Below are 15,386 nucleotides of genomic sequence, written 5' to 3'. Positions count from 1 at the left end.
ACGACCCGCCAAGGGCGGTACGTGGTCGTGACGGCGCTCCGGAAACGGCGTTGTCGATCATGTGGCGGCGCGGCCCTCCGAGTCGGCTCGCGGCGGCCGTTGATCATTGGGGTTGTCCGGGTCGGGGTCGCCGAACCACCGCGACGGCGGGTGCTCGCCGTATTCGTCGTGCCAGTCCCACCATTCGTAGGGCGGGGTCTGCGGGTAGCCCTCCGGTGAGTCCTCCCACTGCTCCTGGCGGCCCAGCGCGGTCATGTCGAGGTAGCTCCACGTGGTACCCAGTGCCTCGTCGCCGCGGTTGTGGATGAAGTAGGTGCGGAATACACGGTCGCCGTCGCGGATGAATGCGTTGGTGCCGTGCCATTCGTCCACGCCGAAGTCGGCGTCGAAGTCGTCGGTGATCGTGTACCACGGCATATCCCACCCCATCCGCGCCTTCAACCGCTCGATGTCCGCCTGCGGCGCGCGGGAGGCGTACAGGAGTGTGGTGTCGCGGGCGTTCAGGTGGGCAAGGTTGGGGACATGATCGGCCATCATGGAGCAGCCGCGGCAGGCGTGGTCGGGCCAGCCGTCCACGCCCGGCTCGAAGAAGGCGCGGTAGACGATCAGCTGACGCCGACCCCGGAACAGCTCGAGCAGGCCGGCCTTGCCCTCAGGTCCCTCGAACACGTAGTCCTTGTCCACGGCCTGCCACGGCATCCGCCGTCGCAAGGCGGCCAGCGCGTCGCGTGCGCGGGTCAGCTCCTTCTCCTTCACGAGCAGCTGCTGCCACGCTGCCTCCCACTCCTGTTGCGCGACGATCAGCGGTGTGTTCATTGCGATGACCTTCCTTTCGGTTTTCGGTCGTTCAGGCCAGTGGTGAGATGCCCGCGGAGGTGAGCGTGTTCGCGTGGTGCACCGGGTGTTCGGCAGTCGCGATTTCGAGTATCGACTTGCCCACCTGTTCCGGGGTGAGGGCAGGTCCCGAGGACCGTACGAACGTGTCGACATCGACACCTTGCCGCTCGGCATAGGCCGCCACCGCCGCAGCCCCCAGATCGGTAGCCGGTGTCAGCTGAGGGAGGACGGACACGAACCGGATACCCAGCCCGGCCTGTTCCGACTCGACGGCCGCATAGGTCGTGATGAGCTTGACGGTGGCCTTTGCGCCCGCGTAGCCGCCGCTCAACGGCGACCCGCTGATCGCCGCGCCGCTGGAGATCGCGATTACCGAGCTACCCGGCGCCAGCGGGCGCCGCAGCGCTTCGCGAGTCCAGTGGAACGCCTGGGCTACGTCGACCTTCCAGTTCTGACTGAAGGTCTCCCATGTCTGGTCCTGCAAGGGGCTCATCCACGGAGCCGCCCCCGCACACAAGACCACCGTGCGCGGTCGATGCTCGTCGAGGAGCCGGCTGGCAGTCGCGGGATCTGCGGCGTCCGCGGCCACCGCGGTGAAGGTAGCGCCGAGTTCGTCGCGCACGGCGTCGAGATGCGCGCTGGTCCTGGCGACACCGACGATATGTGCACCGGCCGCCGACAGCGCCCTGGCGATACCGCGGCCGAATCCACGGCTGGCTCCGGTCACGATCGCCGTCGTGCCTTCGAGGCCGCCGGGCTCGAGTGTTTCGTTCACGGTCGTATTCGCTTTCGTTGGTGATGTGCTCGAGGTCCCCACTGATTCAGATACGCCGTGGCGTCGCGATTCATCGGTGCGACGCCGAGCAATCGGTCGTGTTGCCTACGCACTTCTTCGGCGATCGAGGGCGAGCCGACCGATGAATTTCGGCCGCCGGACGTATCTGTACTGGTAGGGGGTGCCCATCCCTGCCATATCGAGACCCAGGAGTACGACCGTGCCGGTCCAGGAAGATTTCATCGAGCAGGCGGCGCCGTTCCGTGCCGAACTGATCGCGCACTGTTATCGCATGCTCGGTTCGGTGCATGACGCCGAGGATCTTGTCCAGGAGACGTACCTGCGCGGCTGGCGCGGCTATGCGGCGTTCGAGGAACGTGCGGCGCTGCGGACCTGGTTGTACCGCATCGCGACGACCGCGTGCCTGCGCGCGCTGGAGAACCGCGCCCGCCGGGTGCTGCCGAATGGATTGGGCGCCGGCTCGGTCGACCCCGATGCGGGTCTCGACCGTGACGCCGGTGCTTACCACTGGATGGAGCCGTTGCCCGATGCGTTGACCCCGGAAACGGCACTTGTCGCGAGGGAAAGCGTCCGGCTGGCCGTGGTGACGGCCATGCAGGAGCTGCCTGCGCGTCAGCGGGCCGTGCTGATCCTGCGCGACGTCGTGCAGTTCAGCGCCGCCGAAGTCGCAGACCTGCTCGAAACCACCCCTGTCGCGGTCAACAGCGCTCTGCAGCGGGCACGCGCCCATCTCGCCGAGGTCGCCCCCACCGGCGAAAGCGTGACCGAACCGGACGACGCCGAGCGCCGCGACCTGCTCGACCGGTATTGCGCGGCATTCGAGAACGCCGACCTGGCAGCACTCACCGAGCTACTGGCGGCCGACGTCAGGCTCGAAATGCCGCCGGTGCCGCTGTGGTTCACCGGGCGCGACGCCGTGACCGGGTTCCTTGCCCAGCGTGCTTTCGCCGAACCTGGCGATCTCATGCTGATTCCGACGGCCGCGAACGGACAACCCGCCGTCGCCGAATACCGCCGGGACGCAGGGGACGTCCTGGAGGCCCATTCGATACACGTCATCACCACCGGCCCCAGCAGCGTCGCCGCCATCACCGTCTTTCTCCAACCAAGCCTGTTCGCCGCCTTCGGCATGCCACTGACCCGTCCGAAGGAGCGCCGAGGCGAATGACGGGCGGCGCGCCGACGCGTGGCGAGTGGCGTGATCACGGGCTACCTACTCGGACCCTGGTCGTGCGGGCCTCGACGAGGGTGTCGGTGGGTATCGGTAGCGTCGGGTGCTGTGGAAACTGGGGAACGTATTCAAGAGCTCGCGGACCGCATTGTGGCGCTGCGCGACGCCTACTACCAGGGCTCGCCGTTGGTCGCGGACGCCGAGTACGACGCGATCGAGGACGAGCTCCGTGGCCTGATCGAGGCGCACCCCGGCCTCACGCCCGACCCGAATCCGCTGGAGCAGGTCGGCGCGCCCGCAGTGCTGCACGCCCCGATCCGGCACTCGCGTCCGATGTTGTCCCTCGAGAAGGCGACCAAGCCCGAGCAGGTCGCGGCGTTCTTCGACCGCTTCCCCGGCCAGCCGGTTGTGGTGATGCCCAAGCTCGACGGCTTGTCCCTGGCCGTGGTCTTCGAGGACGGGCGGCTGGTGCGTGCCGTGACCCGCGGTGATGGCACCACCGGTGACGACGTGACCGTGCTGGTCCGGGCGTTGGTCGATGGCGTCCCCGAGCGGATCGATGTCCCGGGGCGGGTGGAGGTGCGTGGCGAGGCGGTGATGCTGCGTTCGACCTTCCTCGCCTACAACACCGCCCATCCGGACAAGCCGCTGATCAACCCGCGTAACGCCGCTGCGGGCACGTTGCGGGCGAAGGACGCGGCCACGGTCTCCGAGCGGCGCCTGCGATTCTTCGGATTCGACTTGGATACCACTGCCGGCGGCGCCGCGGTCGACTTGGCGGAGGGGCTGCGGGCGCTGGGGGTCGCGGGTGCGCAGATGCGGCTCTGCGCCGACGCCGAGCAGGCGCAGGCGGCGATCGCCGCGATCGAGCAAGGTCGCAACGAGCTGGACTACGACCTCGACGGCGCGGTGCTGCGGCTGGCCGACCGCGACGCCTACGCGGCAGCCGGTACTCGGTCGAACTCCCCACGCGGCGCGCTGGCGTTCAAGTTCGCCGCCGAGGAGAAGACCACGTTGCTGGCCGACGTGGTCTGGGACGTCGGCAAGACGGGCAAGATCGTCCCGGTCGCCTGGCTGGAGCCGGTGTTCGTGGGCGGCACGACGGTCACGAAAGCCACGCTGGCCAACCAAGAGGTGATCCGCGCCCGCGACATCAAGGTCGGTGACACGGTACTGGTGCGCCGCGCGGGCGACGTGATCCCGTTCGTGGCGGGCGTTCTCGACGCCTCCAAACGCACGGGCGAGGAGCGCGAGATCGTCCCGCCCACCACCTGTCCCTCGTGCGAGCAGCCGGTCATCGAGCAGGGCAACAGCCGAGAACTGTTCTGCACCAACGTCTCCTGCCCCGCGCAGACGGTGCGCAGGCTCATCCACTGGGCGTCGCGGGCCGCGGCCGACATCGACGCCATCGGGCAGGTGTGGATCGAACGCCTGGCCGAGGCGGGCATCCTGGAGCGCCCGTCGGACTTCTACACGCTGACAAAGGAGCGCCTGCTCGAGTTCGACCGCGTCGGCGAGGTCTCGGCCGCGCGCATGATCGACTCGATCGATGCCAGCCGCCAGGTCGGCCTGCGCCGCGCCCTGATCGGCCTGGCGATCCCGATGGCCTCCGACGGCACTGCCGCTCGCCTGGCCCGGGCGGGATTCGGCTCCCTGGAGGAGGTCGCCGACGCGGGCGAGGAACGGCTCGTGGCGGTGGAGGATATCGGACCGAAGGTCGCCGCCTCACTGGTCGCGCACCTGGATCGCCTGCGTCCGGAACTCGAGCGGCTGCGAGAGGCGGGCGTCTGTCTGGACGTGCGCGAGGAGGATCTTCCCCCGGTCGTTGCGGCAGGCGCGCCGCTGGAAGGCAAGACGGTGGTGATCACCGGCGCGATCAGCGACCCACGCTCCGGCGAGAAGGTCGCCCGCCCGACGTTCCAACGCCTGTGCGAGAAGGCGGGCGCGACGTCGGCCTCCTCGGTATCGGCGAGCACCGATCTGCTGATCACCGGTGCGGGAGTCGGTGAGAGCAAGCTGACCAAGGCGGAGAAACTCGGCGTCGAGGTCGTCGACCAGGGCGAGATCTGGAACCTGCTGATCGCCGCCAAGGTCATCTAGACCTCGGCGGGCCCGGCCGGTGTGACAAAGAGCGATAGTTGGCCACTCAGAACGATAGTTGGCCACTTATCGGTGTGTCGTTTGCCACCGTCGTTGGACCACCACGTTGCCAGTCGTTGGACCACCAACAGCCGTCCAGAAGTGGAACGGATTATCGCACTGCCGATTGGCGAATGCAGCGTTCCCGAACGACCAGTATGCGGCATTTCAGTGCTTTCGGGCGGTCCCGGATGGCGATCCGATGTGCTCGGTGCCGAGGGCCACCTCGCCTGCGCGGCAAGAATGGTCGCCAGTGGCAGCAAGTCCGGTGTTCTGCTGACCCTCGCGGATCAGGCCGGCGAGCCGCTCGGACGTCAACGGAGCCACGGGAAGTCCGCGCTGAGGACAGTGATCAAGCATCCAGACGATCGAATGGTTGTCGGTGGGGTCTGCCACCATGACCCATATGGCGACAACCGATCCCCTGGCCCCATTTCAGTGGCTCAACGCATCCGAGAGCCAAGCGGGCCCGCTGGGCGTGATCTTCAGCGTCGGCTTCTTCCGAAACCTGGACCCGTCGGAGGTGGTGCGCCGCTTCAGCAACGGTGGCGCCGCCGGCCAGGAGTCGGACTTCGAAGAGCTCAACGACAGCGGCAAGACCGGCGGCGGGGAAGGCGGCGGTTACGTGGGCGTGTTTCGGGCCGGTGCCTGGAGCGTGGCCATCGAACCGTGCGGGTGGTGGGTGACTGACCACAAGACGCTGGCGGAGCTATCGCGAGACTGTGAGGTCCTGGCGATCACCCGACATGACTACGCCGTGCACAGCCTCGAGTACGCGATCGGCGGGACGATCGTGACCGGCCACCGACTGTGGTACCCGCATATCCGTTGGGGTAGCGAGCCCGACCGGCTCAACGACTACATGCGCGAGCTGGGCATGGAGCTGGACATGACCGACGATGACTACATTTATGACGCCGATGAGGATGAACCCGAGAGCAATTCGGACGCCTGGGACATCAGCCTCAGCACCGGCGTGCCGAGGGCCTTCGCCCTGGCGGCGAAGGTCACCGGAGTGTCGTTCACCGCAGACATGCTGGACCAGCCCCTGCTCATCGGGCCTATCGCCCACCGCCGGTAGTACAGGTCGGGATAGTCACCTCCCGACCACACCACCGCTGGGCCCGGTGCGCTTGCTGGTACGGCCGGTGAAGTCGTAGAGCGCATCTCGGTCCGCTCGACATCCACCTGGTGTCGCCGCGAAATCGTTCGATTCTCGATACTGGCGGGTTCAAACTATCCTGTATTCGGCATTATCGGACGCTCAGCCACCATCGCCATGATCGTTCCGCACAACCGTTCTGGAACGTGTTCCCCCAGTGGATCGCCTGCTCGGTGGTCCCACGAGAGGCAACGTGGTGGTCCCACACGGGGGCAAACGGCAGGTGTCGGTCGTTCCAATGTGATCTTTGTGATTTTGAAACGTATTGGCGAACACCAGGTTACGGTGTGGCCGTGCGTTCAGACCAGTGCCGCGTGGGCGATCTGATCGTAGTCGCCGATTTGCCCGATTCGGTGCGGCATCGGCTGAGTTGCGGGTCGGGGTGGACGTCTCGGTGGATCGCGTCGTGGCAGTTTCGGGGAGATGAGATTTCCTGTGCGGTACGAGATCTGGCTGCGATGCCCATCGAGGGGTTGCAGCCGGTGCGGCGGTTCGGTTGGGGTGCGCGGCAGAAGCACCGGCCGGGGTTGCAGTTCCTGGTGTCCACGGGACGTCACCATGGTTTCGAGTCACTCGAGGAACAGCGGCTGCTGCTCGCGTTGGATTTCGCCGGTGAGGTGATCGAGGTTCTGCCGCAACCATTTCGGCTGTCGTTCGAGACCGCGGCGGGCCGCCGCGGCGAACATGTCCCGGACTATCTGGCGGTGTCACAGGACGGTTCTGGGTGGTTGTTCGATGTCCGCCCGGCCGGGTTGATCGGCGACGATGACATGACGAAGTTCGTGGCCGCGAAAGAAGCAGCGCTGGTCAATGACTGGTCCTACAGCGTGGTCGCCGGGTGGGCCCCGCATGTGGTGAGCGTGATGGATGCCTTCTCGGCGCAGCGCCGTGAGCTGACCGACCGCCTCGGCCTGGAAGGTCAGCTGCTCAGTGCGGTGGTCACGGGTCCTCGGCGGTTCGCGGATCTGGTGAATGCGGCCTCGCTCCCGGCGGTGGCGCGTGCGCACGCTCTGCACTTGTTGTGGCACCGCCGCCTCGGCATCGAGCTGGGTAGCCCACTGTCCGACGAGACCTTGGTGTTCGCCGGGTGGGAGTCGGCACGGTGAGCGACCGGCGTGGATTGTTGGAACTGACGGTTGGGGTGGTGCTGCGTTTCGACGGCTTGGACTGGACTGTTCAGGAGATTCAGGCCGAACACGGCCGGTTTCTGGTGCGGCCTGCGAGCGGGGCTGTCGAGTCGCGCACGTTCCGGTGGCTGATGTTTCACCCGGACTGCCGTGTGGTTTCCAGTGTGGTGGTGAAGGATCCACGATCTGGACAACTCGCGGTGCGAACCGACCTGACTTCAGAGCAGCAAGACCGCTTGCACATCCGGTTGGCGCACGCGTTGGAAGCCGAAACTGGCTTTCGCTCCGGGGATTCACGCCGTCGCGCTCCGGGTGAACCGCGTCCGGCCTACGACCCGGAGCAGACCACGCTCACGCAGCGCAGACGAACCAAGGTCGCCGAACTGGCAGCGTTGGGTGCAGAGGAGTTGGCGGTGCTGGGGTTGGCCAATCTCAGCGAACGCACCCTGCGGCGGCTGGCTGCCGCCTGGCGCACCGAAGGTTTCGCCGGGTGCGTCGACGGGCGTTGGCTGCGGGCCGGTGGCGGGCATCCGAGCATCAACGAACCAGTGCGCGAAGCGATCTTCGCGGTCCGGGCCGAGAGTCTGCACCGATCACGAATGAGCATGCGCGCCAAGGACAGACTCATTCACCAGTACGTACTCGAAAAGCACGGAGCGGAAGTCAGGATTCCCAGCTACGACACGCTGCGGGCGGTCTGGTCGGAATGGTTCGGGCCCGGCGGCGCGCGTCAGCGTTATGTCCGCTCGGCGGCCGCGGTCGACACCGGCATCACCTACGTCGTTGTCCATCGGCCGGGGCAGGTGGTCGCGCTGGACACCACGGTGTTGCCGGTGAAGGTCCGCGAAACGGTGTTCGGTGAGTCGGTGTCGGTTCATCTGAGTCTGGCCTTGGATGTCTATACGCATTCTCTGGTGGCGTTCCGGTTGACGCTGGTGTCGGACACATCGGTCGACATCGCGATGGTGCTGCGCGATGTGATGATGCCGCTGCCGATGCGCGACGGATGGGGCGAGGACATGGAATGGCCCTACCCGGGCGTTCCCGCCGCAGTGGTCGCCGAATTCGCCGGCCACCGGGTCGCCGGGTTGCCGTTCTTCACCCCGGAAACGGTGACCACCGACCACGGATCCGTCTACAAGAACCACCGGCTCGTTCAGGCTGAACGCGACCTGGGCTGCAACATTCTCCCTGCTCGGATAATGCGTCCGACCGACAAGCAGGCGGTCGAAAGGACCTTCGGCGGAATACGCAGCCTGCTGTTCGAAGTGCTGCCCGGCTACACAGGCGTCGACGTCGCAGACCGTGGTGTCGATCCTGAATCCGATGCGATACTGACCATTTCGCAGATGGAGCATCTCATTGCCACCTGGATTGTCCAGGTCTGGCAGAACCGGGCCTTGGGGGAGTATGCGCCGGCCTGGGCGCCGGGTGAACAGCATTCGCCGAATACGTTGTTCGCGGCTGCGATGGCGCAAGGCGGTGTCTCCCTTCAGATTCCGGATCCACAGTTGTATTACCGGCTGCTCAAACCTCACTACGTCGATATCCACGGTCGGCGCGGGGTGAAAATCTCCGGTCTGTGGTACTGGGGTCCGGCACTACCTGACGGCAGCCAGCCCTCGACACGGGGCGGAAAACACAAAGGCAAGTGGCTGATCCGGTCGGACCGTCGGGATCGTCGCATGGTGTTCTTCCAGGACGAGAACACCAGCGAATGGCACACATTGCGCTGGAACGGATTACCTCCAGAAGGAGAAGTCCCAGCGTTTTCCTCGATCACTGCCGATGAGCTGCTACGTCAAGTCCGTCGCCGGGGTTTGTCCCCGCACAGCGACGCCGAACTGCTGCCGGTGCTGCTGGAGTTGCTCGGCGCCGATATCCCCGTCGATGCCTGGTCGACCCGGATGAGCAAAACCCAGCGCACCAGTACCGCCCGCCAAGCAGCCCAGGGCGACGCCGCACGCAACGACCGAGACCCAGCCCCCGCCGACGACAACCAGGGGAAGGTGGTGGCGTTGCGATGGCCCGAACAGGCCCGCAGCACCGAGGACTCGGTCACCACCGAACGACGGCATCGCCGTGAGCAAGCAGTGCCGACGCGGCCGAGGCCACCAGGCAGATTGGGAGAACGTCTACGCCGCACCAGCTTGCTGGTCCTACCCGACGAGAACGAACAAGACCACGCCGTGGAAACCGGATTGGAGGATGTGAATTGACCGGTCCGGCACTGTTTCTGCCTGGTCCGGTCCCTGATCGCACCGTCTGGGCTGGCTGGAACCGATGGCGGCTGACTCGTCGAGACTTCGTTCCCGCCCCGATCATCACCGCCGAGGATCACCAGCGGATGACCCCGCGGCAACGGCGTTTACACGATCTGCACCGCATCGCGACGCACTCCAACCTGCTTATTCAGGAAACCCCGATGAGCGCGTTCGTGTCCTGGAAGATCCGGGCGCTGATCGAGGACAACGCCTTCAACCACAGCCCCGACACCCGGCCAGGGGTGATGTTGAACGGTGGTGGCTGCCAGGGCAAAACCGAAACGATCTGCGAGATCATCGCCTCGTTCGAAGACGAATGGCTCGCCCTCTACGCCCAGAACCCCACCGCAATGGCCGGGACACTGGATCAGCACGCGCCTGTTGCTTACGTCCGGACACCGGTCAAGGCCACCCCGATCTCCACCTGCCAGCGAATTCTGGACTTCTTCGGCGAGCCCTACAAGGGCATGCGACAAGAAGATCTCATCCGCACGGTCAAGAACGCCATCTACGACCACGGCACCAAAGCCCTTGTCCTCGATGACATCACGCGGCTGAAGCTGCATCGCGAAGCCGACCAGGACGTGCTGGATCTGATCCGCGAGCTGATGAGCCTGCCGGTCACCCTCATCCTGGTCGGTGTCGGCATCCCCCGGTCCGGGTTGCTGCGCGACGGCCGCAAAGATCCCCGCACCGGGCAATGGCTGTTCCCGCCGGTCCGTGACCGCGGCAAGAGCCGCAACGACGACGCACCCGGACAGACCGACCTGCGGTTCGACCTGCTCGACCTCGATCGGTTCTCCTACGACACTCCCTCGGGCATCGCCGCCTGGGCTGCCCATCTGGTCGGCATCGAGCAGCAGCTGCGGCTGCTGCACGGCTATGACGGCATGCTCAGCGACGGCGCTATGCCCGAATACCTGTTCCGTCGCACCGGCGGAATCATCGGCCTGGTCAAGAAACTCGTCCAAGCCGGATGCCGATATGCCATCGAGACCGGCCAAGAACACATCACCACCGACCTCCTCGACCTCCTAGCGCTGAGTCCCGACGATCTGCCCGATCTCGACCCCGATGCAGGCGAAATCCCCGACATCCCAACCGCGCCCGTGGCACCGACGCGAAAAAAGTCCAAGCCGCGCAACACTGTGTTCGACGACAAGGGCGTCCCCGCAACTGGAAGCGCAGGCTGAGCGATACATGCCCACCGCCGAACCGTTGGGAAGAAGCCTGTTACCGCTACCGGATGAGTCGCTGCCGGGATTCGTTCTCCGGCTGTCCTACCGGATCAATCAGTCGCCGGCCCGTCTGATGGAGGTGACGGGACTGGCAACGGAGCGGCGCAGCGGAGTCTTTTCGACGGTCGGCCTGCTGACCGAAATCCCCGAGCCATCCCGGCAGACCTTCGCGCATACGACCAGGCTCCCGATCGAGGCGGTCACCCAGCTCGGTTTGAACGGTTTGCGCGGGCGATATCCGCTCCCCTCTACGACAACAGACATTGCCGCGAGTGGCGTGCAGGCTTTGAACACTCCCTGGTTCCTGACCCCGGCGACGCGATACTGCCCGGAATGCCTCGCTGGCGACGGAACTCCTATTCAGCAAGCTTTCGGAGGAGCCTGGCGCAGAGCCTGGCGTCTGCCGGTCGTTTTCGCCTGCACCAAGCACCAGCGCCTGCTCGAACATCGATGCCCCGAATGCGATCAACTCGTCCACGACCGTCGGCCCGGCCGTCACGGTCTGCTGCCCGCGATGGGTGTCATGCTCCACCCCGCGCAATGCAGACAGGTGCTCAACCTCCGCAACGGCCGAGCCCACGACACCTGCTGCGGCACAAGACTCGACCGTCCTCGACTTCGCCGCTCGGCCGGTCCCGAACTGGTCGCCCTCCAGGACAAGATTCTTGGACTGCTCGAATTCGAAGGTCCTGCCAGCACGCTCAGCGTCGGGCACTTGACCGAGCCGATCAGCTACTTCGCTGATCTGCAAGCAGTGACGATGCTGGCCACCCAGACTTGGCCTGCGTTGCGACACATGAGCCCGTCAGAGGAAACCGCAACGTCAATCGACGAACATGTCACGACTCTGCTGCGCAGAGCTGCCGACCGGTCAGCCAAGACCCCCTCGGTCAGGCCCCGCACCATCTTCGGGCCGCCGCCTGCCGACGCCGCCGCCAGAGCCGCTCTGACCTATATCGCCGATCGAATCCTGCTCAGCGGCAACGCGGAAACGGTCCGCGAATACCTGCGCCCGCTACTCCCGGCCACCACAAGCCGAGCGGGCAAGACCGCCAGGGCACAGAGACTTTTACGATCACAGACCCCGCTGTCGACAGGAATGCAAGCCGCCTGCGAACCGCTGCTCCGTGGCTTCGCCAAAGCGGGCGGGTCACGGGGCCGACGCGCCGCCAGCGTCCGCCCACAACACTGGGGGCCCGAACATATCCCGGCGTTCTTGCCCAAGAGCTGGTACGAACGGCATTTCGAAGCACCTGCCGACGTCAATCCGATGTTCACGCGCCGCACCGCCGCACTCAAGCTGGTGCAGATGGTTGCTGGCGGTTCCCTCGGCGAGGCCGCCGAATATCTCGGACTCGGAACGGGGCACAACACAGAGCTGCTGCACAACGGCAGAATCTACTCCGGGGCGCATCGCGTTCACGTCAGCGTGAAACAACAGCCCGATCCGCTCGGCTTCGAATCGGCGCTGACCGCTCTCGCAGCCGAACTCGACGAACCCGCCACACTCTTGGTCAACTATCAGAGCCGACGCCGAGCGCTGGAAACCTGGTTCATCGACACGGGCACCTGGAACGATCTGATCCTCCGGCTTCCACCCGATCACCGTTCACGGCCAGAACCTGAACTCATAGACCGCAAACGGCAGTTGGCCTCCATCTACGTCTGGGTCCAGCTGACCAATGGGGAACACCTCTTCGCGCCGCAACCCATCCGAGTCACGCAGCCACCGGAGATCCAGCAAGCATGGAAACGGCAGCTCACAAGCTCCTGGCACCACATGCACAGCCACCGTTGCGGACCCTACTACAGCACGCTCAAGGCCGAACTCGACAGTCTTGCAACAACACTCGCCCACAAGATCGACTCTCCAGCCGGATAACGCCCGAAGCCGATTGCCGGTTGAACCGTAACTCCGTAACGGCCTGCTCCATCCCCGTCACTGGCCAACTAACGCCCGACATCGTGGCCAACTATCGCCCGTCTCACCATGGCTACCTGCGAAACCGGCACGGACCCTGGCCAACTAACGCTCTTTGTCACAGCCGGGCCTTGGCGCAGTACATGCGGTGGCTGGCCGGGCATCGCCGACCGTTCAGCTACTCGGCCGCGCCGGCGAAGGAGACATTGCGTGACGACCGTTCGATGACGGCGAAATCATGCCGATCCTCCGCAGCCGCGACGAAATCCACCCACCCAAGGGACAAATGGCCGCACCCGTGCTGGGAGGTGTGTTTCCTGCATGCTTGGCGGTACCAGTTGGTGCAGTTCTATCTCTACCCCTTTCCGAAGTTCTCCTGGTTGAACCAAGCGACAGGGTGCAGCCGTGTAGCGCGTGCGCGATTCGCGGAAGTTGGCCGTGGCCCCGCTTCGCACGACCTTGACGAGCACGCGATCTGGCGGTGTGGGCGCAGATCCTCGCGGGGCGACGTACACGGTCTGCCGCTGCACCCGGGTGTCGTTTGCCACCGTCGAGGAACCACCGCGTTGCCAGTCGTGGGACCACTGTCAGACCACCATGGGGGCCGCAGAAGCGGAACCGGTTCTCGCACTGTTTCCTGGTCGACTGGGCCTGTTCGAACGACCGGACTACGGCATGGCAGGGCGTCGGCTTGCGAAATGCGTCGAGATTTCTCATTGAATTAGGACCGGAACTGTCCTATGTCCCCGACATACTCGAATCATGAGCGAAATCGAATCGACTGCGGGACAGCCGGATCAGATCGAAATCACTGATTACAACGACCCGAACGCGCCGTGGAACCAGGCGTGGGACCAGGAAGGCGGCATCGCCAACTGGAACGATGATGTGATCAAGGAGTTCCGGGAGAACTCGGGCAAGGTGGGCGGCGCTTACGCGGGCGGAGACCTCATCCTGCTCACCACCACCGGAGCCAAGAGCGGCAGGCGGCACACGACTCCGCTCGGACCTCTGTACCGGGGCGACACCATGTATGTGAGCTCGTTCATCGAGGACAAGTACCCGGCTTGGTGGTACAACATCAAGGCAAGTCCGCAGGTCACCATCGAGCTCCGAGACAAGACCTACCAGGCGATCGGCAAGGTGCTCGAAGGCGAGGACTACGACGAGTTCGCGGCTTGGGTGCTGGCCAACAACCCGCTGCTGGCAGATTTCCAGTCCAAGGTCGACCGGCCGATTCCACTGGTCGTGCTGACCCTCAACGGCGAGGGCTGAGCGCTCCCGGGAACCTTGCAGCCGCGGCGTGTCGACATTGGCGCGCACTAGCAGCGCAGCAGCACCAGGATGCCGCCGGAGCTGGCCTGCGGTCACACCGAAGGCGGGCGGGTACGCGGAACCGGCTGGTGAAGACCGTCGCGGTCAGGCGCTGGGCAATCGTCCGTCCCCGCGTGCCAACCGACACCGCGGTCGGAATCGCCCTATCCGCGCCTCCTCGACCGAGAGCCCGCCCTCTCGCCATCTGCTGCGGGACGCGAATTTGGCCAGCAAATATCACATCGGCATTACCGAGCACTTGGCTGATATCACCGCGACGGGGTTGGCGGATAGATCTTGGAACACGTTCGCTCGTCGGATCGCTTGCCGACGGTGGTCCCACGACTGGCAACAAGGTCAGGCTGGCAGGCGACAACCCGGGCAACGGACAGCGCGGGCGAGACGGAACGGTATGACCAGGAGCTCCCTGCTGTACCTGTTGTTGGGCAACCGATTTCATACCGTAGATCTGGTGACGGCTGAGCAGCGCGAGATGAAGCGATGGTCCGGTGCGGGCCTGGCAGGGCTGATGGCGGCGACGAGTCTGTGGGGATGCTGTTCGGCGGGGTTGGCATTGCTGGGTTCGCAGCGCGCCGCGCCGCTGGTGGCGTTGGGTGCGGCGGTCCCGCTGTTGGTCGTGGCGGTCGCCGGTGGCCGACGTCCCTGGCGGGAGCTTCGGGCCAATCCCGGGACCTATCTGAGGCTGGGATTTCTCGAGGCGGCGAACATCTCGATGTACGTCGCGGCACTGGCGATCGGCCCTGTCGGGGTGGTCGTCGCGCTACACCTGGCGTCTCCGATCCTGCTGTTGGCTGGGGCGGTGATGAGCGGAGCGCGGAAGCTGAGCACACCGATCGTGATCGAGGCCGGGCTGCTCGTCGCCGCTGTCGCCGTGGTGTCCATGCGTCCTGGCATCGAAACCTCCACTACCGCAGCGCTGCTCGGGTGTGTTCTAGCGTTGGGCAGCGCGGCCGCGGTGACCGCGTTGATCATTCTGGTCGCGAGGGAGTCCCGCCGTGGTGATCCCATCGTCTCGGCTGGGCTGCAGCTTGCCGTGGCCGGGCTGCTCACCACCCCGCTGCTGGTGACGACGGCAACCGGGAGTTGGCAACACATGGCCATCGAGGTGTCACTCGGCGCCGCGCTGCTCGGCCCCGGGTTCGCCGCCTACTGGTATGGAATTGCGCATCTGAGCGCGCCGACAGCTGGGGTGCTTGGGCTCAACGAAGCGGTGGTGGCCGCGAGCGTGGTTGCGGCGGTGGACAGCTCGCGGATCTCGGTGCAGACGATCGCAGCTGGGGCACTCGTCGCCGCCGCCGTCGTGCTGGACACGGTATGGGGGGTCGAGATTCGAGAAGAGTAGTCCGCGGCGAGAAAACAAGGCATCATCCCGGCCACAGAATAGACTGCGCGTCTC

Annotated in this window: 11 protein-coding genes; 9 read left to right on the top strand and 2 right to left on the bottom strand. The window is 65.5% G+C overall.

What is annotated here, in order from left to right:
- Nucleotides 1-57: 57 nt before the first annotated feature.
- Together AC3EO7_RS33760 and AC3EO7_RS33755 are read right to left on the bottom strand one after the other, a co-directional pair.
- Complete coding sequence (locus tag AC3EO7_RS33760; protein WP_431971561.1) at nucleotides 58-816, bottom strand: DUF899 domain-containing protein; 759 nt, start codon at nucleotides 814-816, stop codon at nucleotides 58-60.
- 31 nt (nucleotides 817-847) lie between these two features.
- Entirely contained in the window at nucleotides 848-1,612 is a 765-nt protein-coding gene (locus tag AC3EO7_RS33755) for an SDR family oxidoreductase (protein WP_435593417.1), read from the bottom strand.
- A gap of 220 nt (nucleotides 1,613-1,832) precedes the next feature.
- Between AC3EO7_RS33755 and AC3EO7_RS33750 the strand changes: the two genes are divergently transcribed.
- The 9 genes from AC3EO7_RS33750 (at nucleotide 1,833) to AC3EO7_RS33710 (ending at nucleotide 15,332) form a co-directional block, all read left to right on the top strand.
- Nucleotides 1,833-2,801, top strand: coding sequence for an RNA polymerase subunit sigma-70 (locus AC3EO7_RS33750; RefSeq protein WP_435593416.1), 969 nt, complete (start codon nucleotides 1,833-1,835; stop codon nucleotides 2,799-2,801).
- Nucleotides 2,802-2,912: 111 nt separating this feature from the next.
- A complete protein-coding gene (gene ligA / locus AC3EO7_RS33745) occupies nucleotides 2,913-4,904 on the top strand; it encodes an NAD-dependent DNA ligase LigA (RefSeq protein WP_431971558.1) in 1,992 nt (663 codons plus the stop codon).
- A gap of 445 nt (nucleotides 4,905-5,349) precedes the next feature.
- Nucleotides 5,350-6,024, top strand: a complete 675-nt coding sequence (locus AC3EO7_RS33740; protein ID WP_431971557.1) for a DUF6461 domain-containing protein — start codon at nucleotides 5,350-5,352, stop codon at nucleotides 6,022-6,024.
- A 110-nt stretch (nucleotides 6,025-6,134) separates the two neighbouring features.
- The gene (locus AC3EO7_RS33735; RefSeq protein WP_431971556.1) at nucleotides 6,135-7,211 is read left to right on the top strand and encodes a TnsA-like heteromeric transposase endonuclease subunit; all 1,077 of its coding nucleotides are present in this window, start codon (nucleotides 6,135-6,137) and stop codon (nucleotides 7,209-7,211) included.
- Nucleotides 7,208-9,451: a COG3415 family protein gene (locus tag AC3EO7_RS33730; RefSeq protein ID WP_431971555.1), complete on the top strand. Its 2,244-nt coding sequence runs from the start codon at nucleotides 7,208-7,210 to the stop codon at nucleotides 9,449-9,451. Before AC3EO7_RS33735 ends, AC3EO7_RS33730 begins: the two co-directional genes overlap by 4 nt.
- A 128-nt stretch (nucleotides 9,452-9,579) precedes the next feature.
- Nucleotides 9,580-10,689, top strand: a complete 1,110-nt coding sequence (locus AC3EO7_RS33725) for an AAA family ATPase (RefSeq protein ID WP_431971554.1) — start codon at nucleotides 9,580-9,582, stop codon at nucleotides 10,687-10,689.
- Between the two features lie 7 nt (nucleotides 10,690-10,696).
- Entirely contained in the window at nucleotides 10,697-12,616 is a 1,920-nt protein-coding gene (locus AC3EO7_RS33720) for a TniQ family protein (protein WP_431971553.1), read from the top strand.
- Nucleotides 12,617-13,417: 801 nt separating this feature from the next.
- A complete protein-coding gene (locus AC3EO7_RS33715; RefSeq protein WP_431971552.1) occupies nucleotides 13,418-13,930 on the top strand; it encodes a nitroreductase/quinone reductase family protein in 513 nt (170 codons plus the stop codon).
- 451 nt (nucleotides 13,931-14,381) lie between these two features.
- Nucleotides 14,382-15,332 (top strand): hypothetical protein, encoded by a 951-nt coding sequence (locus tag AC3EO7_RS33710; RefSeq protein WP_431971551.1) that lies wholly within the window; start codon nucleotides 14,382-14,384, stop codon nucleotides 15,330-15,332.
- Nucleotides 15,333-15,386 lie beyond the last annotated feature (54 nt).

The organism is Nocardia sp. bgisy118, from assembly GCF_057708605.1.
This window is presented reverse-complemented; position numbering and strand designations above follow the sequence as displayed.